The following is a 21,954-nucleotide window of genomic DNA, read 5'->3' as shown; positions in this document are numbered from 1 at the left end:
CAGCGTGCCCGACACTCTTCCCGCTTCCCTCGACGTTCCACGCTCCGAAGAGCAGTACTAGAAGGAGAAGACAATCAAGTGTGCCGAATAATCAACGTTCCACCCATGAGCAACCACCGTCGAACGTTTGCCGACGTAATGGCCCTGGACCACCAAGCAAGCTTGGCGGCCTAGATGCTCCTTAGAAAGGAGGTGATCCAGCCGCACCTTCCGGTACGGCTACCTTGTTACGACTTCGTCCCAATCGCCAGTCCCACCTTCGACAGCTCCCTCCCACAAGGGGTTGGGCCACCGGCTTCGGGTGTTACCGACTTTCGTGACGTGACGGGCGGTGTGTACAAGGCCCGGGAACGTATTCACCGCAGCAATGCTGATCTGCGATTACTAGCAACTCCAACTTCATGGGGTCGAGTTGCAGACCCCAATCCGAACTGAGACCGACTTTTTGAGATTCGCTCCACCTTGCGGTATCGCAGCTCATTGTATCGGCCATTGTAGCACGTGTGCAGCCCAAGACATAAGGGGCATGATGACTTGACGTCGTCCCCACCTTCCTCCGAGTTGACCCCGGCGGTCTCCTGTGAGTCCCCATCACCCCGAAGGGCATGCTGGCAACACAGAACAAGGGTTGCGCTCGTTGCGGGACTTAACCCAACATCTCACGACACGAGCTGACGACAGCCATGCACCACCTGTACACCGACCACAAGGGGGGCACTATCTCTAATGCTTTCCGGTGTATGTCAAGCCTTGGTAAGGTTCTTCGCGTTGCGTCGAATTAAGCCACATGCTCCGCTGCTTGTGCGGGCCCCCGTCAATTCCTTTGAGTTTTAGCCTTGCGGCCGTACTCCCCAGGCGGGGAACTTAATGCGTTAGCTGCGGCACCGACGACGTGGAATGTCGCCAACACCTAGTTCCCACCGTTTACGGCGTGGACTACCAGGGTATCTAATCCTGTTCGCTCCCCACGCTTTCGCTCCTCAGCGTCAGTAATGGCCCAGAGATCCGCCTTCGCCACCGGTGTTCCTCCTGATATCTGCGCATTTCACCGCTACACCAGGAATTCCGATCTCCCCTACCACACTCTAGCTAGCCCGTATCGACTGCAGACTCGGGGTTAAGCCCCGAGCTTTCACAATCGACGTGACAAGCCGCCTACGAGCTCTTTACGCCCAATAATTCCGGACAACGCTTGCGCCCTACGTATTACCGCGGCTGCTGGCACGTAGTTAGCCGGCGCTTCTTCTGCAGGTACCGTCACTTTCGCTTCTTCCCTGCTGAAAGAGGTTTACAACCCGAAGGCCGTCATCCCTCACGCGGCGTCGCTGCATCAGGCTTTCGCCCATTGTGCAATATTCCCCACTGCTGCCTCCCGTAGGAGTCTGGGCCGTGTCTCAGTCCCAGTGTGGCCGGTCGCCCTCTCAGGCCGGCTACCCGTCGTCGCCTTGGTGAGCCTCTACCTCACCAACAAGCTGATAGGCCGCGGGCTCATCCTTCACCGCCGGAGCTTTCAACCCACCACCATGCGGTGGCGGGTGTTATCCGGTATTAGACCCCGTTTCCAGGGCTTGTCCCAGAGTGAAGGGCAGATTGCCCACGTGTTACTCACCCGTTCGCCACTAATCCACCCCGAAGGGCTTCATCGTTCGACTTGCATGTGTTAAGCACGCCGCCAGCGTTCGTCCTGAGCCAGGATCAAACTCTCCGTGAATGTTTCCCCGTGATCGGGGTGACACCACGAGAGCGGAACCAGAGGGAGGAATAATCCCTCGGTTCACAGCGTCCTCGCTGTGCGCCTACCGGACAATGCCCGGCAGGACTTTTTCAAAGGAACCTCGTCCCAGCCGAATGGCCGGAGACGGGGTATCAACATATCTGGCGTTGATTTTTGGCACGCTGTTGAGTTCTCAAGGAACGGACGCTTCCTTTGTACTCACCCTCTCGGGCTTTCCTCCGGGCGCTTCCCTTCGGTCTTGCGTTTCCGACTCTATCAGACCGTTTCACCGGCCGATTTCCTCGGGGTCTTGCTGGTCTTGCTTTTTCGCTTTCCGGCCTTTCGGCCTTCCTGCGGTGTCGACTCTATCAGATCCTTTCGGGCCTGATTCCCAGTCAACTGGTTTGTCGTTGCGACCCGTTGGGCCGTTCGGACTGGTGAGACTTTAGCGGAGTCCCGGCCCCCGACCTAATCGGGGTCCCGCTCTTTCGAACGTGGATTCCTCATTTCGCAAAAGCACGCGCAAACGGCGCGACGAAGCTCGTCGAGCGTTTGAAGAGTTCTTGCGGAATGGCTGTCCGGGGACCGACCGGGGTCGGTGCTCACGTCGGACAACTCGGAGAACACTACGGATCGGCCCGGGGCGTGTCAACTTCACGCCCCGGGCCGTCGTGCGGTCAAACGGTGTTGCCGTCAGCTGTTGCCGGAGGCCAGCTCACGGCTGCGGTCGCGGGCCGCTTCCAGGGCGGCGATGAGGGCGGCCCGTACGCCGTGGTTCTCCAGCTCGCGGATGGCGTTGATGGTCGTACCCGCCGGCGAGGTCACGTTCTCGCGGAGCTTGACCGGGTGCTCGCCGCTGTCGCGGAGCATCGTGGCCGCGCCGATGGCGGACTGGACGATGAGGTCGTGGGCCTTGTCGCGCGGGAGGCCGAGCAGGATGCCGGCGTCGGTCATGGCCTCGACGAGGTAGAAGAAGTACGCGGGGCCCGAGCCGGACAGGGCCGTGCAGGCGTCCTGCTGGGACTCGGGGACGCGCAGGGTCTTGCCGACCGAGCCGAAGATCTCCTCGGCGTGGGTCAGGTGCGCGGCCGTGGCGTGGGTGCCTGCGGAGATGACGGACATGGCCTCGTCGACGAGGGCGGGGGTGTTCGTCATGACGCGGACCACCGGGATGTTCTCGGGGAGGCGCTCCTCGAAGAACGTGGTCGGGATGCCGGCGGCACCGCTGATGATCAGGCGGTCGGCCGGGACATGCGGGGCCAGCTCCGCGAGGAGGGTGCCCATGTCCTGAGGCTTCACCGTGAGGATCAGGGTGTCGGCCTGCTTCGCGGCTTCCTGGTTGGTGACCGGGGTGACGCCGTAGCGCTCGCGGAGTTCGGCGGCGCGCTCGGGGCGGCGGGCGGTGACCATGAGGTCGGCCGGGGCCCAGCCGCCGCGGATCATTCCGCTGAGCAGGGCTTCACCGATCTTGCCCGTACCGAGGACGGCGACCTTGTGGCGGGGGTGCTGGCTCGTCTCACTCATGGGGGCATCCTCGCACCGGGCGCGGCCCCGGCCCGAGCGCTGTCCGGCAGTCGGACGCGGTCAGGCGGTGCGGCGGCGCAGGGTGGCCGCGCCGAGACCCAGGACGAGGAGCGCGCAGCCGGCGACGATCAGGACGTCCCGTACGTACGTGGTGGTGAGGTCGGTGTGGTGGAGGACCTCGTTCATACCGTCGACGGCGTACGACATCGGCAGGACGTTCGAGATGCCTTCGAGGACGGGCTGCATCTGGTCACGCGGGGTGAACAGGCCGCAGAGCAGGAGCTGCGGGAAGATCACGGCCGGCATGAACTGGACGGCCTGGAACTCGGAGGCGGCGAACGCCGAGACGAACAGGCCGAGTGCGGTGCCGAGCAGGGCGTCGAGGAGGGCGACCAGGAGCAGGAGCCAGGCGGAGCCGGTGACGTTCAGGTCGAGGCCCCACAGGGCGAGGGCCGTGGCGAGGACCGACTGGAGGACCGCGACGGCGCCGAAGGCGAGGGCGTATCCGCCGATGAGGTCGCCTTTGCCGAGAGGCATGGCGAGCAGGCGTTCGAGGGTGCCGGTGGTGCGTTCGCGCAGGGTGGCGATCGAGGTCACCAGGAACATCGTGATGAGCGGGAAGATGCCGAGCAGTGAGGCGCCGATGGAGTTGAAGACGGCGGGGCTCGCGTCGAAGACGTAGCGCAGCAGCACGAGCATCACGCACGGGACGAGCAGCATCAGGGCGATGGTGCGCGGGTCGTGGCTGAGCTGGCGCAGGACGCGGCGGGCGGTGGCGAGGGTGCGGTACGGGTTCATGGCTGCCTCCGGGTGGCGGGGGCGGCGTTCGCCGCGTCGACGAGCTGGAGGAATGCGGCCTCGACGGTGTCGGTCGCGGTGCGGGTGCGCAGGGCGTCGGGGCTGTCGTCCGCGAGGAGGGTGCCGTCGCGCATGAGGAGGAGGCGGTGGCAGCGCTCGGCCTCGTCCATGACGTGTGAGGAGACGAGGAGGGTGGTGCCCTGCTCGGCGAGGCGGTGGAAGAGGTTCCACAGGTCGCGGCGGAGAACAGGGTCGAGGCCGACGGTCGGTTCGTCGAGAACGAGGAGTTCGGGGGTGCCGAGGAGGGCGACGGCGAGGGAGACGCGGCTGAGCTGGCCGCCGGAGAGGTTGCCGCTCAGGGCGTCGGCGTGGTCGGTCAGGTCCACGTCGCCGAGGACGCGCTCGACCTCGGCGCGGCGTTCCTCGGCGCGGGCGCGGCCGGGCAGGAGCACGGCGGCGAAGTAGTCGAGGTTCTGCCGGACGGTGAGGTCGAGGTAGACGGACGGGGCCTGGGTGACGTAGCCGACGCGGGAGCGGAGGTCGGCGTGGCCGGCGGGGTGGTCGAGGACGGTCAGGGTGCCGGCGACCTTGGCCTGGGTGCCGACGAGGGCGCGCATCAGGGTTGACTTGCCGCATCCGGAGGGGCCGAGGAGACCGGTGACCTGGCCTCGGCGGACGGTGAAGTCGAGGTCGCGCAGGACGGTGTGGGGGCCGCGGACGACGGTGAGGCCGGCGGCGTGGATGGCGGGGGTGACGGGGTCCCGGACGGGGTCCGGGGGGTCCGGGTTTTTATTCATCACGTGATGAATAGTCCTCCGGTGCGTATGGGTCGTCAAGGACCGGGGCGGGGGTGCGTGCCGGGGCCTCCGGCGGGGGTCCGGCGCGTTTGGCGAGGCCTACTGAAGGGGCACCCGGCGCAGGGGTGCCGCCTTGCCCACCCTCCCCCAAGCTCTCGGCTTCGCTCGAGCAGGGGGGACCCCCATCGCCCCAGGCGGCAGACTGCCCAAGGCGGCGGGGACGGCACCCACCGGCGCCGGTCAGGACGTGCCCCGCCAGGGGCGCGGGGCCGTATCCATGTGCGGCTCCGCCGCGCGGGCGCGATCGGCCACGACGTGGCACCCGGCCACGACGGCGCGCAACCGGTGACCGAAAGGCGTACCCGACACCACCGGAGTGCTGAGGGCCGGTCAGCCCTCAGCCCTTGCGGCCTTGGCCCTTTTTCTTGGCGGGGTTGCGGGTGCGGCGGCCGGCACGGCGCTCGTACTGCTCGACGGCGGTCTCGTACTCCTGGCGTCGCAGCTTCTCGCCGGGGGCCTCCGTGAGGCAGCGCAGGGCGTAGGCGAGGAGGACGCCGACGAAGCCGATGGTCAGGAATCCGCGCAGGGAGGCCTGCTTCTCGGGGTCGGGCCGCTGGGAGAAGGAGCTCCAGGTCCGCGTGAAGGCGAAGGCGGAGCACACCGCGAACATGACGATCAGCAGGCCCTCGACGAACGCGCCGACGTCGGCCAGCGCCAGCCCCTCGTAGGCGAAGCGGAGAACGAAGCAGCCCGCGACCGCCAGGGCGAGGGCACCGAGAGCGGCGCCCACACGGGTCACCAGGTAGGAACCGCTGTGATCGACCCAGGACGTGCCGAAGAAACGGATCGCCTCAGGACGGGGGCCGGGGTTCGTGGGTGCGTCGCTCACGGGTCCGATTATCCCCGGACCGGCCCGCGCGAGGCGCAGGCCGGTCGGGACACGGCGGTCAGCCCAGCTTGGAGACGTCGCGGACGGCGCCCTTGTCGGCGCTGGTGGCCATGGCGGCGTAGGCGCGCAGGGCGGCGGAGACCTTGCGCTCGCGGGACTTGGGAGCGTAGACGCCGCCCAGGGCCTCGCGGCGCGCGGCGAGCTCGTCGTCGCCGACCAGCAGCTCGATGGACCGGTTCGGGATGTCGATGCGGATGCGGTCGCCGTCCTGGACGAGCGCGATGGTGCCGCCGGCCGCGGCCTCGGGCGAGGCGTGACCGATCGACAGGCCGGAGGTGCCGCCGGAGAACCGCCCGTCCGTGACGAGCGCGCAGGCCTTGCCGAGCCCGCGTCCCTTCAGGTACGAGGTCGGGTAGAGCATCTCCTGCATGCCCGGCCCGCCCTTGGGGCCCTCGTAGCGGATGACGACGACGTCGCCCTCCTTGACCTCCTTCATGAGGATCTTCTGGACGGCCTCGTCCTGCGACTCGCAGACGACGGCGGGGCCCTCGAAGGTCCAGATGGACTCGTCGACACCGGCGGTCTTCACGACACAGCCGTCCACCGCGAGATTGCCCTTCAGGACGGCGAGGCCGCCGTCCTGCGAGTAGGCGTGCGCGACGTCGCGGATGCAGCCGCCGGCCGCGTCCGTGTCGAGGGAGTCCCAGCGCTTGGACTGCGAGAAGGCGGTGGCGGAGCGCTCACAGCCGGGGGCGGCGTACCAGAGGTCGGTGGCTTCCTCGGTCGCGCTGCCGCTGCGCACGTCCCAGGTGTCGAGCCACTCCTTGATCGACGGGGAGTGGACGGTGTGCACGTCCTCGTTGAGGAGCCCGCCGCGGTACAGCTCGCCGAGGATGGCGGGGATGCCGCCGGCGCGGTGCACGTCCTCCATGTAGTACGTCTTCGACCCGGCGACGTTCGGCGCGACCTTGGCCAGGCAGGGCACGCGGCGCGAGACGGCGTTGATGTGGTCGAGGTTGTAGTCGACCTCGGCCTCCTGGGCGGCGGCCAGCAGGTGCAGGATCGTGTTCGTGGAGCCGCCCATGGCGATGTCGAGCGCCATCGCGTTCTCGAACGCGGCGTGGGTGGCGATGTTGCGCGGCAGGACGCTCGCGTCGTCGTCGCCGTAGTACCGCTGGGTCAGCTCGACGATGGTGGTGCCGGCGCGCTCATAGAGGGCCTTGCGCCCCGTGTGGGTGGCGAGCAGCGACCCGTTGCCCGGCAGGCTCAGGCCGATGGCCTCGGTCAGGCAGTTCATCGAGTTGGCGGTGAACATGCCGGAACAGGAGCCGCACGTCGGACAGGCGTTCTCCTCGATGCGGAGGATGTCCTCGTCGGAGATCTTCTCGTTGACGGCCTCGGACATGGCGTCGACCAGGTCCAGGGTGCGCACGGTGCCGTCGACCAGGGTGGCCCGCCCGGACTCCATCGGACCGCCCGAGACGAAGATCGTCGGGATGTTGAGGCGCAGGGCGGCCATCAGCATTCCGGGCGTGATCTTGTCGCAGTTCGAGATGCAGATCAGCGCGTCCGCGCAGTGCGCCTCGACCATGTACTCGACGGAGTCGGCGATGAGGTCACGCGAGGGCAGGCTGTAGAGCATGCCGCCGTGCCCCATCGCGATGCCGTCGTCGACGGCGATGGTGTTGAACTCACGAGGAATACCGCCGGCCTCGACGATGGCCTCGCTCACGATGCGCCCGACCGGCGCCAGGTGCGTGTGCCCGGGGACGAACTCGGTGAACGAGTTGGCGACGGCGATGATCGGCTTCCGGCCGATGTCCGCACCGGGTACACCGGAGGCCCGCATAAGGGCGCGTGCGCCCGCCATGTTGCGACCGTGGGTGACTGTGCGGGACCTCAGCTCGGGCATCGTCGCTCGCTCCTTAAGGCGGAAAAGACTGTTTACGAGCCTACGCCGCCGCTCCACACCCTGGACACAGTGTCCGTATATCGATACGGCTGTCTCACTGAACCCCGCTCAGATGCCCCTGCACCACGGGCGCGATCCGCGAGACCACGTCCTCCAGCTCGGCGGAAGCGAGCGGCTCCACCTTGATCACGTATCGCAGCATGGCGGTCCCCACCAGCTGAGCGGCGGCCAGCGAGACCCGGAGCTCGGCCTCTCCCTCCGCCACGTCCAGCCGCCCGGCGATCCGCCCCAGCAGCTGCTCGACGATCAGTCGCCGGAAGACACCGGCGGCGGTCTCGTTGTTGACGGCGGACCGCACGATGGCCAGCAGCGGCGCCCGCGTCACGGGGTTCTCCCACACCCCGAAGACGAACCGCGTGAGCCGCTCCCCGACCCCGTCGAGCGGCCCCCCCTCCACCACACCGGGCACCCCCAGAGCCGGCGCGAACGCCACCTCCACAGAGGCCGCGAAAACAGCCTCCTTGGTCCCGAAGTAGTGGTGGACCAGAGCGGAATCCACCCCCGCAGCCTTGGCGATGCCCCGCACCGAGGTCTTCTCGTACCCCCGCTCGGCGAACTCCTCACGGGCGGCGTCCAGGATCCGCTCCCGCGCCCCGCCGCCCTCGCTCCGTGCGGGCCGCCCCCGGCGCCGTACGGTCATGACCCCGGAACCCGCACCGCGGAAGCGAGGTGCAGCCGCGTGAAGGCGAGCGCCTCGGCCAGATCGGCTTCGCGCTCGGCGCTGGACATGGCCCGCCGGGTATTGACCTCGATCACCACGTGCCCGTCGAAACCGCTCACGGCCAGTCGCTCCAGCAGTTCGGCGCAGGGCTGCCCGCCCCGCCCGGGAACGAGGTGCTCGTCCTTACCGGACCCGTTCCCGTCGGCGAGGTGCACGTGCCCCAGCCGGTCGCCCATCCGCCCGACCATCTCCAGAGCGTCGGTCCGGGCGGTGGCGGTGTGACTCAGATCAACGGTGAAATGCCGGTAGTCGTCCTTCGTGACATCCCAGTCCGGCGCGTAGGCAAGCATCTCTCGATCGCGATATCGCCACGGATACATGTTCTCGACGGCGAACCGCACATCCGTTTCATCAGCCATCCGCCACACGCCGCGCACGAAGTCCCGCGCGTAACCCCGCTGCCACCGGAACGGCGGATGCACGACAACGGTCGAGGCGCCCAGCCGCTCGGCGGCCGACTTGGCCCGTTGCAGCTTCACCCACGGATCGGTCGACCACACCCGCTGCGTAATGAGAAGACACGGCGCGTGAACGGCCAGAACGGGCACCCGGTGATAGTCCGAGAGCCGCCGCAGCGCATCGATGTCCTGGCTGACGGGGTCGGTCCACACCATGACCTCGACGCCGTCGTACCCCAGGCGCGCCGCGATCTCGAAGGCCGTAGCCGTCGACTCCGGATACACGGAAGCCGTGGACAGCGCGACCTTCGCATCCGGGATGCGCACCACTGGTTCTGCCACGGGGACAGACTACGATCCCGATTCCCCGAGAGGGCCCGCACACCGGAACGTGCGGCAAAGCTCACGACGCCCACCCCCGACCGGCACACCCACCCACGACCGGACGGGCACAACCACCCACCCACGATCAGACGGGCACGAGACGGCCGGCCCCCACCCACAGTCGGACGGGCACGAGACGGCAGGCAGGCACCCCCACCCACAGTCGGACGGGCACGAGACAGCAGGGACCGCACGGGGCATGTCCGCGCGCAGCACCGAGCGCAGGCGTCCCCGCACCGGTGTCAGCGGGCGGCGCCTTCGAGATGGCGAGCACGGACATGCCCCGTGCGGTCCCGAACCCACCCCGACACCTGTCGGAGCAAACGGGAATGCCGCCAGGAGAGCCCAGGCGGCCACCCTCCCTTCAAGCGCGATCAGGCCCCGGGCAGATGATCGAGCTGCCGCAGAATGACACCCTCGCGCAGCGCCCAGGGGCAGATCTCCAGCGTCTCGACCCCGAAGAGATCCATGGCGCCCTCGGCGACCAGCGCCCCGGCGAGCAACTGCCCGGCCCGCCCCTCGGACACCCCGGGAAGCTCGCCCCGCTCCGCGGTGGTCATCGCGGCGAGCCGCGGCACCCAGTCCTCCAGGGCGCTGCGCTTCAACTCCCGCTGCACGTACAACCCGTCGGCGGACCGCGCCGCCCCGGCCAGCCGGGCCAGCTGCTTGAACGTCTTGCTCGTGGCCACCACGTGATCAGGCGCCCCGAACCGGCTGAACTCCCCGACCGTCCGGGCGATCTGCGCCCGCACGTGCCGCCGCAGCGCCTTCACATCGGCCGGGTCGGCCGGATCCCCGGGCAGCCAGGCAGAGGTGAGCCGCCCGGCGCCGAGCGGCAGCGACGCGGCGGCGTCGGGCTCCTCGTCGATCCCGAAGGCGATCTCCAGCGAGCCGCCTCCGATGTCGAGGACGAGCAGCTTGCCGGCGGACCACCCGAACCAGCGCCGCACGGCGAGGAAGGTCAGCCGGGCCTCCTCGGCCCCGCTGAGCACCCGCAGCTCGACCCCGGTCTCGTCCTTGACCCGCGCCAGCACCTCGTCCGCGTTGGTGGCCTCCCGCACGGCGGAGGTGGCGAAGGGCAGCAGCTCCTCGACGCCCTTGTCCTCCGCGGCCTCCAGCGCCCCCCGCACCACACCGATCAACCGCTCGACACCGTCGGCCCCGATGGCTCCACGGTCGTCGAGGAGTTGGGCGAGCCGCAGATCGGCCTTGTGCGAGTGCGCGGGCAGCGGGCGCGCGCCCGGGTGGGCGTCCACCACGAGCAGATGCACCGTATTCGAACCCACGTCGAGGACACCGAGTCTCATGTACGGAACGCTACTGCGCCCGCGCGCCGACCGGTCCCCCGAGGCGGGTGCCGGGGTCTTCGCAGGGGTCACCGCACGCTTACTCTGGACCTGTGCCCAAGACGAAAAAGGCCAAGGCCGACAAGGCCGACAAAAAGAAGTCGGCACCGCAGAAGCAGGACGCGACTCGACAGCAGCAGCAGCCGGACGAGAAGCCCATCGACTTCCCGAGGGCATGGGTCGAGTTCCCGGACCCGGCGGACGACGAACAGGTCTTCCGCTGTGATCTGACATGGCTGACCTCTCGTTGGACGTGCATCTTCGGCAGTGGCTGCCAGGGCATCCAGGCCGGCCGCGCCGACGACGGCTGCTGCACCCTGGGCGCCCACTTCTCGGACGAGGACGACGAGAAGCGCGTGGCGGAGCACGTGGCACGGCTCACCTCGGACATCTGGCAGCACCACGACGTGGGCGTGGAGACGGGCTGGGTGTCGAAGGACGAGGACGGAGAGCGCCAGACGCGCCCGTACAACGGCTCGTGCATCTTCCAGAACCGGCCGGGGTTCGAGGGCGGCGCGGGTTGCTCGCTGCACATCCTGGCGATCAAGGAGGGCCGGGAGCCGCTGGAGACGAAGCCGGACGTGTGCTGGCAGCTGCCGATCCGCCGCACCTACGAGTGGATCGACCGCCCGGACGACACGCGGGTGCTGCAGGTCTCGATCGGCGAGTACGACCGCAGGGGCTGGGGCCCAGGCGGCCACGACCTGCACTGGTGGTGCACCTCGGCGACGTCGGCGCACGGCGCGGGCGACCCGGTGTACGTGTCGTACCGCCCGGAGCTGACGGAGCTGATGGGCGAGGCCGGTTACGCGAAGCTGGTGGAGCTGTGCGAGGAGCGCCTGGCGGGCGCCCGCAAGAAGCTGCCCCTGCTGGCCCCGCACCCGGCGGACCCGGTGTGACGCCCCGCTGACGCTCAGGACGTCGAGGGAGCCGGGTCACCGGGCGTCGTCGGATCGCTCGGCGACGGATCGCTCGGCGTCGGATCCGGGTCGCTCGGGGTCGGGTCGGGATCGCTCGGCGACGGGTCACTGGGCGTCGGATCCGGATCGCTCGGGGTCGGATCGCTGGGCGTCGGATCGCTCGGCGTCGGATCCGGATCGCTCGGCGTGGGCCCCGGGTCGGAAGTCCCCGGCCCGGGACCGGGCGCCCCGGTCGGCCCGGGCCCCGCGGTCGCGGAACTCCCGTACCCCTCGATGGAGATGACCGCGCCGGACGGGTCGACGGCGACGCGGGCGCTCCAGTGCCCGGCCGGTTCCGTGCGGTGGTCGACGTAGACCTGGAGGGTGACGGATTCACCGGGCTGGAGCGTGCCCGAAGAGCGGCTCAGATACAGCCACGAGGCGCCGGTGGATGCGGACCAGTCGACGGCGGAACTGCCGGAGGCGGTCAGGGTGATGAGGGTGACGTCACCGCTGGGCTGGGCCTCGACGGTGAGCCGCCCGGGGCCGTGGGCGCCGCGGGAGGGCGGCGTGATGACTTCCACGGAGACGTCCGAGGGGTGCCCGGCACTGTCGGTGAAGTGCGGGTCGGGGGTGGTGCGGGCGTTGCCCGCGTTCTCGTACGCGCCGCCCGCGCGGTCCCCGTCGAGCTCGCCGACACCCGCCTCGTTGGCGCTGACGGAACGGCCGTCGGTGCCCTCGCCGGTCTGCGGCCCACGGTAGGCGGCCCACAGGGCGAGCACCGGGGCGGCGACGACGGTGGCGACGACGGTGGTGGTGACCGCGCGGGAGCGCAGCCGGTCACGGCGGGCCGCACGGTCCTTGGGATCCATGGGGAACCCGCGCCGGTCGAAGCGCGGGGCGCCCGGGTGCGGGGCGTGCATGGCCTGGTGCAGGGCGGCGCGCGGGGCCTCGACGAGGGGCAGCGCGGCGGGGGTGACGGAGGTGCCGGGCCAGGCACCGGGGGCGGCGCGCTCGGCGGTGCGGCGGCAGCGCGGGCAGTCGTCGACGTGGCGGACGAGCTCGCGGCGCAGGGCGGCGGACAGCAGCAGCTGGTTGTCCCCGGTGAGCCGGGCGACGCTGGGGCAGGTGCCGGTCTCGACGACGGCGAGCGCGGCGCGGGTCCGCTCGACCTCGCAGGCGGCGGAGGAGAGCAGCTCGCGGGTGACGGCGGGATCGGTGCCGAGGGCGGCGGCGACCTCGCGGGGCGAGAGCTGGTGCCGGACGGCGAGCTCGAGGGCTTCCCGCTGCTCGGGCGTGGTCCCGGCGGCTTCGGGCCAGGCGAGCTGGGCGAGCTGCCGGCGGCGCTCTTCCGAAGCCGAGGGCGAGGCACCGGAGCCGGAAGCTGAACCGGCCCCAGAACCAGAACCGGACGGAGAGCCCGAGTCCGACCGAGAGCCCGAGACGGAGCCCGAACGAGAGCCCGAGCCCGAACGAGAACCAGAACCCGAGCCGACCGCAGAGGCGGAGCCGGCGGCATGAGCCCCCTGCCGCCTCCGCTTGGCCTCCGCCATCCGCCGCAGACACGACCACCGGGCCAGCGCGTACAGCCAGGCCCGCCGGTCCGCGGCGGCGTCCGGCGCCCGGCTCCCCCGCCGCTCGGCGAGCGCGAGCGCGTCACCGAGCGCGGCGATCGCCTCGTCGTGATCGCACAGGACGGAGAGGCAGTACGTGAAGAGGCCGTCGAGACAGGGCTCGTAGCGCGCGGGCGGGCGCTGCGGAACAGCGCGCGGCGCCGGTCGCCTCGCCCCGGCGCGGTGCGCCCGGTGTGCGCCGGTGGTGTGCGTGGAGGGTTCCGGCCTGCTGCTCATCACCTGTGCGACCGTAGGGGCCGGTGCAGGCCCTCTCCGGCGCCTTGAGCACATTTAATCCTTACGGGTGAAACGATCCCTCAAAAGGGGACAGGAAGCCCGTATTCCGTGGCCAGCGCGCCTACACGGGGCGACGAAAGCGTTCACCACCGCGCCCGCGCCGGAGGCACTGTCAGTGCCGCCCGCTACGGTTCGGGGCATGGCTGCCCGTACCAAATCCGCCAAGGACCGACCGTCGTATCGCTGCACCGAGTGCGGCTGGCAGACGGCGAAGTGGCTCGGCCGCTGCGCCGAGTGCCAGGCGTGGGGCACGGTCGAGGAGTACGGCGCGCCCGCGGTCCGCACGACCGCCCCCGGCCGCGTCACGACGTCCGCGCTCCCCATCGGCCAGGTCGACGGCAAGCAGGCCACGGCCCGCCCCACCGGCGTGCCCGAGCTGGACCGGGTGCTCGGCGGCGGCCTCGTACCGGGCGCGGTGGTGCTGCTCGCGGGCGAGCCCGGCGTGGGCAAGTCGACGCTCCTCCTCGACGTCGCGGCGAAGTCCGCGAGCGAGGAGCACAAGACGCTCTACGTGACGGGTGAGGAGTCGGCGTCGCAGGTGCGGCTGCGCGCGGACCGCATCAAGGCGATCGACGACCACCTGTACCTGGCGGCGGAGACGGACCTCGCCGCGGTCCTGGGCCACTTGGACGCGGTGAAGCCGTCCCTCCTGATCCTGGACTCGGTGCAGACGGTCGCCTCGCCGGAGATCGACGGCGCGCCCGGCGGCATGGCGCAGGTCCGCGAGGTGGCGGGCGCGCTGATCCGCGCGTCCAAGGAGCGCGGCATGTCCACGCTCCTCGTGGGCCATGTGACGAAGGACGGCGCGATCGCCGGCCCCCGCCTCCTGGAGCACCTGGTGGACGTGGTGCTGCACTTCGAGGGCGACCGGCACGCGCGCCTGCGCCTGGTCCGCGGGGTGAAGAACCGGTACGGGACGACGGACGAGGTCGGCTGCTTCGAGCTGCACGACGAGGGGATCACGGGACTCGCGGACCCCAGCGGCCTGTTCCTGACGCGGCGCGCGGAGCCGGTGCCGGGCACCTGTCTGACCGTCACCCTGGAGGGCCGGCGCCCGCTGGTGGCGGAGGTGCAGGCGCTGACGGTGGACTCGCAGATCCCGTCCCCCCGCCGTACGACCTCCGGTCTGGAGACGTCCCGCGTCTCGATGATGCTGGCCGTGCTGGAGCAGCGCGGCCGGATCAGCGCGCTCGGCAAGCGGGACATCTACTCGGCGACGGTGGGCGGCGTGAAGCTGTCGGAGCCGGCCGCGGACCTCGCGATCGCGCTCGCGCTGGCGTCCGCGGCGAGCGACACCCCGCTGCCGAAGAACCTGGTGGCGATCGGCGAAGTGGGCCTCGCGGGCGAGGTCAGACGGGTCACGGGGGTGCAGCGCCGGCTGGCCGAGGCGCACCGGCTGGGCTTCACGCACGCCCTGGTCCCGGCCGACCCGGGCAAGATCCCTCCGGGCATGAAGGTGCTGGAAGTCGCGGACATGGGAGAGGCGCTGCGGGTGCTGCCGAAGGGCCGTAGGCGAGAGGCCCCACGGGAGGCGGAGGAGCGCCGGTAGACTTTGCCCTGGTCTCGCCCGTGCGTGCGAACGCGAAGGAACCCCAGGGCACCCCAGAGTCTGCGATCCGGAGGAGTGCAGTGGCAGCCAACGACCGGGCGTCAGCTCCCGGCAAGTCCGGAGGGAGTTCCGGTGCGGACGGCCTGATGCGCGCGTCACTGAGCGCCGTGGCACCCGGTACCGGCCTGCGTGACGGCCTGGAGCGCATCCTCCGTGGCAACACCGGCGGTCTCATCGTCCTCGGTTCGGACAAGACGGTCGAATCGATGTGTACGGGTGGATTCGTCCTCGATGTCGAGTTCTCCGCGACGCGACTGCGCGAGCTGTGCAAGCTCGACGGCGGCATCGTGCTCTCCTCGAACCTGGACAAGATCCTGCGGGCCGGCGTCCAGCTGGTCCCGGATCCGACGATCCCGACGGAGGAGACCGGCACCCGGCACCGCACGGCGGACCGGGTCAGCAAGCAGGTCGGCTTCCCGGTCGTCTCGGTCTCCCAGTCGATGCGCCTGATCGCGCTCTACGTGGACGGACAGCGCCGGGTCCTGGAGGACTCGGCCGCGATCCTGTCGCGGGCGAACCAGGCGCTCGCGACGCTGGAGCGCTACAAGCTCCGCCTCGACGAGGTCGCCGGCACGCTCTCCGCGCTGGAGATCGAGGACCTGGTGACGGTCCGGGACGTGACGGCGGTCGCGCAGCGCCTGGAGATGGTGCGCCGGATCGCGACCGAGATCGCCGAGTACGTGGTGGAGTTGGGCACGGACGGCCGCCTGCTCGCGCTGCAGCTCGACGAGCTGATCGCGGGCGTCGAGCCCGAGCGCGAGCTCGTCGTACGGGACTACGTGCCGGCCCCGACGGCCAAGCGGTCCCGCACGGTCGAGGAGGCGCTGGCCGAGCTGGACTCCCTGCACCACGGCGAGCTGCTCGAACTGCCCATCGTGGCCCGCGCCCTGGGCTACACGGGCTCTCCGGAGGCCCTGGACTCGGCGGTGTCGCCGCGCGGCTTCCGGCTCCTGGCCAAGGTGCCGCGACTGCCCGGCGCGATCATCGACCGACTCGTGGAGCACTTCGGCGGGCTCCAGAAGCTGCTCGCGGCGAGCGTGGACGACCTCCAGACGGTCGACGGCGTCGGCGAGGCCCGCGCGCGCAGCGTGCGCGAGGGGCTCTCCCGGCTGGCGGAGTCCTCGATCCTGGAGCGGTACGTATAGCTCCGCGAGGTGACGTGACAGAGGGGCGGGGCCGACACGGCCCCGCCCCTCTTTCGTGTACCTGGGTCCGGTCAGTCGGCCTTGAGGACGAAGGACGTCTGGTCGCCCGCCAGTTGCGCGCCCTTGACCTCGACGAGGTAGGTGCCGGGCGTCGCGGAACCGGCCGAGGGCGTCGCGCACTGCGGGGCGCTGGGCCGCTTGTCCCAGTTCACGGTGTGGGAGACCTTGCCGCCCGCCGGGACGCGGAGCAGCAGCGTGCCCGCACCGGCCGGGCAGTCCTCGGACGACCAGAAGGTCTTCTTGTCGTCGTCCGCCTTCGTGATCGTCATGACCGCCGTGCGCGGGCCGAGATCGACCTTGCAGGCCTTGTCGGCGGTGCTCTTGACGGTGACGACGAGCTCGGGCTTGTCGTCGGGGCCGTAGGAGTTGCGGACGCTGCGCACGGAGAGCGTCACACTGCCCGCGGTGCAGTCCGGCAGGCTGGACCCGGCCGGCACCCGGTCCCCCGAGGTCGCCCCGCCGTCGCCCGGCCCGGATCCGGCGTCACCGCCTCCGCCACCGCCGGAACTCCCGCCCGCGTCACCGGAGTCGGACCCGTCGCCCGCACCGCCGTCACCCTCACCGCCGCCGGAGCCGGAACCCGACTCGTCGCGGCCGCCGGGGTGTTGGCTGATCGCGGGGCCCGTGCCGGAGGGGCCCGGCGTGATCGACTCGGTCGGGTGCTTGCCGTCGGTCCCGCCGGCGCCCTTGTTCCCCGTACCACCGCCGAAGTTGACGACCCATACGACCAGCAGCGCGAGGAGCGCCACGACGGACAGCAGAACGACCCTCCGGCGCCAGTAGATGGAGGAGGGAAGCGGCCCGATCGGATTGCGCAGAGATCCCACGGATCAAACCTTACGAGAGATCGGGCCGTTGTCCGGCGCCCACCCGCCGCCTCGGCCCCCAAGTTTTCCGGATCATCATCATGCCGCTGCTTGAGCCTCGGGGCTCCCAGCATCCCAGGTATTTCGACCGGGAGGTCCGTCACATCACCAGAGCGTGGGGGCTTGGGCTTGAGTACGGTCTCTCGTTTCTGTCTGCTGTTGGTGCGGCAGGGTTGCGCCACCTGCCCGCCCCGGCCCCGCCTTGCGGCGGGTGCGGGTGGTGCGGGTCTTGCGGTCGGCTCCACGAGGCTTCGACACCGGCTGTGCGGTGTCCTGGTCTCCGGCCACTCCGGTACCAGTTACTGCGGTGGCCGCGAGTGCGGCAAGGTTGAGTGCGGCGTTGGCGTCCCGGTCGATGACCAGGCCGCAGGCATCGCATGTGTAGGTCCGGAGGTGCAGCGGCAGTTTGGCTTTCACCGCGCCGCACCCGGAGCAGGTCTTGGAGGAGGGATACCAGCGGTCGGCGGCCAGGACGCGGCAGCCGTTGCGCCGGGACTTGTAGCTGAGCCGGCGGCGGATCTCGCCGAATCCGGCGTCGGCGATCCGGCGGGCCAGGCGATGGTTGCGGAGCATCCCGGCAACATGGAGATCCTCGACCACGACCGTGCCGTACGTGCGGGTGACGGTGGTGGTGAGCTTGTGCAGGGCGTCCGCGCGGAGGTTCGCCACCCGGTGGTGAATCTTGGTCAGCTGGGCGTTGGCCTTCTCCCACCGCTTCGACGGCTTCTGCCCCGTCCTGCGGTCCGGGCCCCGGCGCCGGGACACGGCGCGAGAAGCGCGCCGCAGCTGGGTCAGGGCCTTGTCGTAGTGGCGGGGGTTGGCGACGGTGCGGATCTCGCCGGTGCTGTCGGCCATCACCGCGAGGGTCTTCACGCCGAGATCGATCCCGACGACTGTGCCCGGGCGCGCCACGCGCTGGATGTCGCGCTTCACCTCGGTCTGGAAGGACACGAACCAGCGCCCGCGTTCGTGGCGGACGGTCGCGGACAGGATCCGCGCCGTCCCGCCCCGGACACGGGCGAGGAGCTTGTGGGTGGGTTCGTGGGTGCGGATCGTGCCCAGACGGGGCAGTGTCACATGCCGGCCGTCGGCATCCACACGGATGGTGCCGGTGGTGAACCGGCAGGACAGGCGCGCCTTCCGCTTCGACTTGAAGCGCGGCGCACCCATGCGGGCGCCCTTGCGTTTGCCGTTCTTGGACTTGGCGTAGTTGTCGAACGCGGCCGACGCGTTCGCCAGACCCGTGCTGTAGGCCTCCTTGGAGTTGTCCTCCCACCAGTCAGCGAACCTGGGATCGGTGCGCTTGACGACGTTGAACTCCTTGCGCAGCGCGGGCAGCGACCACGGCCGCCACCCGGTCAGTTCCGCATCGGGGACGCCGTACGACACCTCGGCCCGGCGCTGCCACCACGACGCGGTCACCCACGCGACCGCCCAGTTGTACGCGGCCCGCGCCGCACCACAATGCGAACGCAGAGCGGCTTCCTGACCCGCGTTCGGGTCCAGAGCGAACCGGTACGCCTGCACGACGAACCCAGGCCGCGGCCGGAACCCCTTCACCCGCACACCTCACTGCACGCCATGCTCCGACCGTAAGACGGGAACCGGCGCATACCGAGAGACACCGGCCTCGCCCACCAGAACGAGTGGCGGAGTTTTCCACAACCCGCTAGTTGTCCACAGGACGCCGTGCACAACATGGTCCGGCCGGACGTCTCATCCCGCTCCAACTGATGGCCCCTGTCTTCCGTCAGGGGTCCCACCCGACCACCGCCTGATGTGACGGCTCCGGGAGTTGCGTACTGTCCGTGACCATGGGAACCATCGACTCCGATCTCTATCGCGACATCCTCGAATTCGCCCACGACACTCCGTCCTGGTTCCAGGACCTGATGGAGGTGTGGACCGAACTCGGTCTGCTGCTGTTCGCCGTGCTCTTCGTCGCCGCCTGGTGGCGCGCCCGCCGGGGCGATCCCCGGGCCCTCGCCGTGGCCGTGCTCGCGCCGCTGGGCACCGCCGTGGCGTACGTGGCCAGCGAGTTGATCAAATCGGGGATCGACGAGGAGCGGCCCTGTCGCGCGGTCGCCGGCGCGCTGCCCTCACTGATCGACTGCCCGGTCTACGGGGACTGGTCCTTCCCGAGCAACCACTCGACGATCGGTGCCGCGGCCGCCGTCGGGCTCGCGCTCGCCTGGCCGAAGATCGGCTGGCTGACGGTGCCGATGGCGATCCTCATGGCGTTCTCCCGGGTGTTCGTCGGCGTGCACTACCCGCACGACGTCGCGGCCGGGCTGCTGCTCGGGACGCTGGTCGCGTTTCTCGTGGTCGGGCTGTGCGCGCGGCCGGGGGCGCGGGTGACGGTGGCGATGCGGGGGTCGGGGAACGGGCTGGTGCGGTGGTTCGCGGGGCCCGGGACCGGGGGTTCCGAGACCGGGGCCGCGTACGCGTCGGGGCGCGGGGCGCATCGGCGCTGAGGCTCCCGGCCATGGGCCGCGCGGGCTACGGGCTCCGGATTCCGGGTGCGGGGCGGGCGGCGCCGTCAGTGCAGCAGGCCCGCCTCGTACGCCACGATCGCGGCCTGCACCCGGTTTCTGACCCCCAGTCGGTCCAGGACCGTGCTCACGTACGCCTTCACCGTGCCCTCCACCAGATGCAGGCGCGCGGCGATCTCCGGGTTCGACAGGCCCGCGCCGACCAGGCCGAGGACCTCGCGCTCGCGCGGGGTCAGCGCGGCCACGCGGTCGCGGGCCTCGGCCTCCCGGGTGAGCCGGCCGCCGCGGCCCAGGCCGTCGATCACGTGCCGGGCCACGCGCGGCGACAGGAAGGCGGCGCCGCCCGCCACCGCCCGTACGCCCGCCATCAGTTCGTGCGGGTCGCCCGACTTGAGCAGGAAGCCGGTGGCTCCGCCGGCCAGGGCGCGCGTCACGTACGCGTCCTCCGAGAACGTCGTCAGCATCGCCACCGCCGTGCCGGGGGCCGCCGCCACGATCTGCTCCGCGGCCGCCAGGCCGTCCAGGCGCGGCATCCTGATGTCGACCAGCGCCACGTCGGGGCGGTGCGCTCGGGCCAGCGTCACCGCCTCGCGGCCGTCCGCCGCCTCCGCGACCACCTCGAAGTCGTCGCCCGCCGCCAGGATCGCGGCGACGCCCGCTCTGATCATGGCCTCGTCGTCGGCCAGGAGCACTCTGATCTTCCGGTTCCGCCTCTGCTCCTGAGTCTCCTGCGGCTGCGTCTGCTTCTGCTTCTGCGTCTGCTTCTGCGTCTGCTTCTGCGTCACTGGCCCGTCCTCGGGATCAGGGTCTTGTCGATGAGGGCGTGCGGTGCCTTCGCCGCGAAACACAGCCTGAAGTGGTCCACGCTCACGAACAGTTCGCCGCTCGCCCGGTAGTAACGGCAGTCCGTGCCCGGCGGGGGCGGGGCGGGAGCGCGGTCCACGGGCGGGTCGCTGATCGTGAGGGCGGGCAGGGTCTGCTCCGCGTCGGCCTCCGGGGTGCCCAGTGGGAGGGTGGCGTAGGCGCGGGGGGTCAGTACGGCGTGGGTGGTGCGGTAGGCGTACCAGGTGAACGCGCCGGCCGTCAGGACGGTTCCCGCGACGGCCGCGGCGACGAAGGCGCGGGCGGTCCCCGGTGTACGGGTCCGTGGGTCGGGCGGGACGGCGGTGGAGCGGGTCGGGATCGTCGGCAGGGTCGCTCGCACTCGGAAGCCCTCTGCGTGCGGGCCCGCTTCGAAGGTGCCGCCCAGGTCTGTGACGCGCGTGCGCAGTGCTTGAAGGCCGGTCCCTGTACCTGTCCCCGTTCCCGTGCTGCCTTGGCGGGCCCGGGAAGCAGGTCCCGCTGTCGTCACCGTGATCGTCAGGCTGTCCGGACTGTCCTGGCTGTCCTGGCTGTCCCGGCTGCTCCGACCGTTGTGTGCGCGGGTCGTCTCCACCGTCACCGCGGCGCCCGGCGCGTGCTTCGCCGCGTTCGTCAGGGCCTCCTGGACCACGCGGTACGCCGTGCGGTCCTCCGGGGGCGGGGTGCCGTGCAGCTGGACCGGGAGGCCGGAGGCCGCGGCGCGTTCCACGAGTTCCGCCACGGTCTCGCCGGGCGGGGCCAGGGGGGCCGGTTCGTCGTCCTCCTCGCGCAGCAGGCCGATGATGCCGTGCAGGCGGTCGGTGGCGTCGGAGGCGGCGGCGCGGAGTTCGGCGGCGGCCTCGCGATGGGGTCCCGGCAGGTCCTTGGCCACTTGGAGAGCGCCCGCGCGGAGGGCGATGAGGCTCAGTTCGTGGCCCAGAGAATCGTGCATGTCCTGGGCGATCCGGGCCCGTTCGCGCAGCCGGGCGCGGTCCGCGACGATCCGGTGCTCGCGTTCCAGCTGCTCGGCGCGGGCCCAGCCGGCGGCGGCCAGTTCGCGGCTCTGGCGGCGGTGGCGGCCGGCGAGCCAGGGGAACACGGCGCCGAACAGGAGCGTGGCCATGAGGACGAGCCACTCCGCGGTGGGGTCGACCTGGCGGGCGGCGATCTTCGCGGTGCCGGCCGCGGCGAGCGCGGCGAACGTGAGCAGGGCGGGGCGGGTCGTGAGGGCGCGCAGGCCCATCAGGTGGGCGAGGACGGCGAGGGCGGCCCCGTAGGAGAGCGTGAACAGGGCCGGGGCGAAGGCCAGACCGGGGGCCGCGGCCAGCGCGAAGGCCGCGACGGGGCGGCGCCGGCGGTGCAGGGCGGTGGCGACGGCGAGGGCGGCCAGGCCGGCGGCGGGCCGCCAGAGCGGTGCGGGCTCCTCCAGGCGCAGCCATGTGCAGGCCAGTACGGGGACGCTGAGCCCTGCCCACATCCCGAGCGGCGCGATACCCGGTCGGTTCATCCGGCCGAACCTACAAGCCGGAGGGCTCCCCTCGCCCCTGCCGATCGACAGGGTGCCCCCTACTCGTGCGAGGGACCCGTACC

17 protein-coding genes and 1 rRNA gene are annotated in these 21,954 nt (G+C 70.7%); 4 read left to right on the top strand and 14 right to left on the bottom strand.

Annotated features, from left to right (window positions below; all coding sequences use genetic code 11):
* Positions 1-185: 185 nt before the first annotated feature.
* The 9 genes from IAG42_RS19900 to IAG42_RS19860 form a co-directional block, all read right to left on the bottom strand.
* A 16S ribosomal RNA gene (locus IAG42_RS19900) occupies positions 186-1,711 on the bottom strand.
* Positions 1,712-2,407: 696 nt separating this feature from the next.
* Positions 2,408-3,238, bottom strand: a complete 831-nt coding sequence (proC, locus tag IAG42_RS19895) for a pyrroline-5-carboxylate reductase (protein WP_188338319.1) — start codon at positions 3,236-3,238, stop codon at positions 2,408-2,410.
* A gap of 60 nt (positions 3,239-3,298) precedes the next feature.
* Positions 3,299-4,036, bottom strand: a complete 738-nt coding sequence (locus IAG42_RS19890; RefSeq protein ID WP_188338318.1) for an ABC transporter permease — start codon at positions 4,034-4,036, stop codon at positions 3,299-3,301.
* Positions 4,033-4,833 (bottom strand): ABC transporter ATP-binding protein, encoded by an 801-nt coding sequence (locus IAG42_RS19885; protein WP_188338317.1) that lies wholly within the window; start codon positions 4,831-4,833, stop codon positions 4,033-4,035. Before IAG42_RS19885 ends, IAG42_RS19890 begins: the two co-directional genes overlap by 4 nt.
* A 397-nt stretch (positions 4,834-5,230) precedes the next feature.
* Positions 5,231-5,722, bottom strand: a complete 492-nt coding sequence (locus tag IAG42_RS19880; protein ID WP_223206090.1) for an EamA/RhaT family transporter — start codon at positions 5,720-5,722, stop codon at positions 5,231-5,233.
* A 58-nt stretch (positions 5,723-5,780) separates the two neighbouring features.
* Positions 5,781-7,634, bottom strand: a complete 1,854-nt coding sequence (gene ilvD / locus IAG42_RS19875; RefSeq protein WP_188338316.1) for a dihydroxy-acid dehydratase — start codon at positions 7,632-7,634, stop codon at positions 5,781-5,783.
* 94 nt (positions 7,635-7,728) lie between these two features.
* Complete coding sequence (locus tag IAG42_RS19870) at positions 7,729-8,334, bottom strand: TetR/AcrR family transcriptional regulator (protein WP_188338315.1); 606 nt, start codon at positions 8,332-8,334, stop codon at positions 7,729-7,731.
* A complete protein-coding gene (locus IAG42_RS19865; protein WP_188338314.1) occupies positions 8,331-9,155 on the bottom strand; it encodes a sugar phosphate isomerase/epimerase family protein in 825 nt (274 codons plus the stop codon). Before IAG42_RS19865 ends, IAG42_RS19870 begins: the two co-directional genes overlap by 4 nt.
* A gap of 416 nt (positions 9,156-9,571) precedes the next feature.
* The gene (locus IAG42_RS19860) at positions 9,572-10,504 is read right to left on the bottom strand and encodes a Ppx/GppA phosphatase family protein (protein ID WP_188338313.1); all 933 of its coding nucleotides are present in this window, start codon (positions 10,502-10,504) and stop codon (positions 9,572-9,574) included.
* A 92-nt stretch (positions 10,505-10,596) separates the two neighbouring features.
* Here IAG42_RS19860 and IAG42_RS19855 point away from each other — a divergent pair, with 92 nt between their 5' ends.
* On the top strand, positions 10,597-11,442 hold the full coding sequence (locus tag IAG42_RS19855) for a hypothetical protein (RefSeq protein ID WP_188338312.1): 846 nt from the start codon (positions 10,597-10,599) through the stop codon (positions 11,440-11,442).
* Between the two features lie 14 nt (positions 11,443-11,456).
* Here IAG42_RS19855 and IAG42_RS19850 read toward each other — a convergent pair whose 3' ends face one another.
* On the bottom strand, positions 11,457-13,292 hold the full coding sequence (locus tag IAG42_RS19850) for a BACON domain-containing protein (RefSeq protein WP_188338311.1): 1,836 nt from the start codon (positions 13,290-13,292) through the stop codon (positions 11,457-11,459).
* 199 nt (positions 13,293-13,491) lie between these two features.
* Here IAG42_RS19850 and radA point away from each other — a divergent pair, with 199 nt between their 5' ends.
* Together radA and disA are read left to right on the top strand one after the other, a co-directional pair.
* Positions 13,492-14,901: a DNA repair protein RadA gene (gene radA, locus IAG42_RS19845; protein ID WP_188338310.1), complete on the top strand. Its 1,410-nt coding sequence runs from the start codon at positions 13,492-13,494 to the stop codon at positions 14,899-14,901.
* An 80-nt stretch (positions 14,902-14,981) separates the two neighbouring features.
* Positions 14,982-16,106, top strand: coding sequence for a DNA integrity scanning diadenylate cyclase DisA (gene disA, locus IAG42_RS19840; RefSeq protein ID WP_188338309.1), 1,125 nt, complete (start codon positions 14,982-14,984; stop codon positions 16,104-16,106).
* 71 nt (positions 16,107-16,177) lie between these two features.
* On the opposite strand, the gene IAG42_RS19835 is transcribed toward disA, so the two are convergent.
* Together IAG42_RS19835 and tnpB are read right to left on the bottom strand one after the other, a co-directional pair.
* Positions 16,178-16,993, bottom strand: coding sequence for a hypothetical protein (locus IAG42_RS19835; RefSeq protein ID WP_188338308.1), 816 nt, complete (start codon positions 16,991-16,993; stop codon positions 16,178-16,180).
* 144 nt (positions 16,994-17,137) lie between these two features.
* The gene (gene tnpB, locus IAG42_RS19830; protein ID WP_188338307.1) at positions 17,138-18,592 is read right to left on the bottom strand and encodes an IS607 family element RNA-guided endonuclease TnpB; all 1,455 of its coding nucleotides are present in this window, start codon (positions 18,590-18,592) and stop codon (positions 17,138-17,140) included.
* Between the two features lie 254 nt (positions 18,593-18,846).
* On the opposite strand from tnpB, the gene IAG42_RS19825 reads away from it, so the two are divergent.
* The gene (locus IAG42_RS19825) at positions 18,847-19,506 is read left to right on the top strand and encodes a phosphatase PAP2 family protein (RefSeq protein WP_188338306.1); all 660 of its coding nucleotides are present in this window, start codon (positions 18,847-18,849) and stop codon (positions 19,504-19,506) included.
* Between the two features lie 65 nt (positions 19,507-19,571).
* Here the strand turns inward: IAG42_RS19825 and IAG42_RS19820 are convergent, their stop codons facing one another.
* Positions 19,572-20,192: a response regulator gene (locus tag IAG42_RS19820; RefSeq protein ID WP_188341492.1), complete on the bottom strand. Its 621-nt coding sequence runs from the start codon at positions 20,190-20,192 to the stop codon at positions 19,572-19,574.
* A gap of 113 nt (positions 20,193-20,305) precedes the next feature.
* Positions 20,306-21,871, bottom strand: coding sequence for a sensor histidine kinase (locus IAG42_RS19815; RefSeq protein WP_188338305.1), 1,566 nt, complete (start codon positions 21,869-21,871; stop codon positions 20,306-20,308).
* Positions 21,872-21,954 lie beyond the last annotated feature (83 nt).

This window comes from Streptomyces xanthii, from assembly GCF_014621695.1.
Lineage (GTDB): Bacteria > Actinomycetota > Actinomycetes > Streptomycetales > Streptomycetaceae > Streptomyces > Streptomyces xanthii.
The sequence above is the reverse complement of the archived record's forward strand: the minus strand, read 5'-3'. Positions and strand labels throughout refer to the sequence as shown.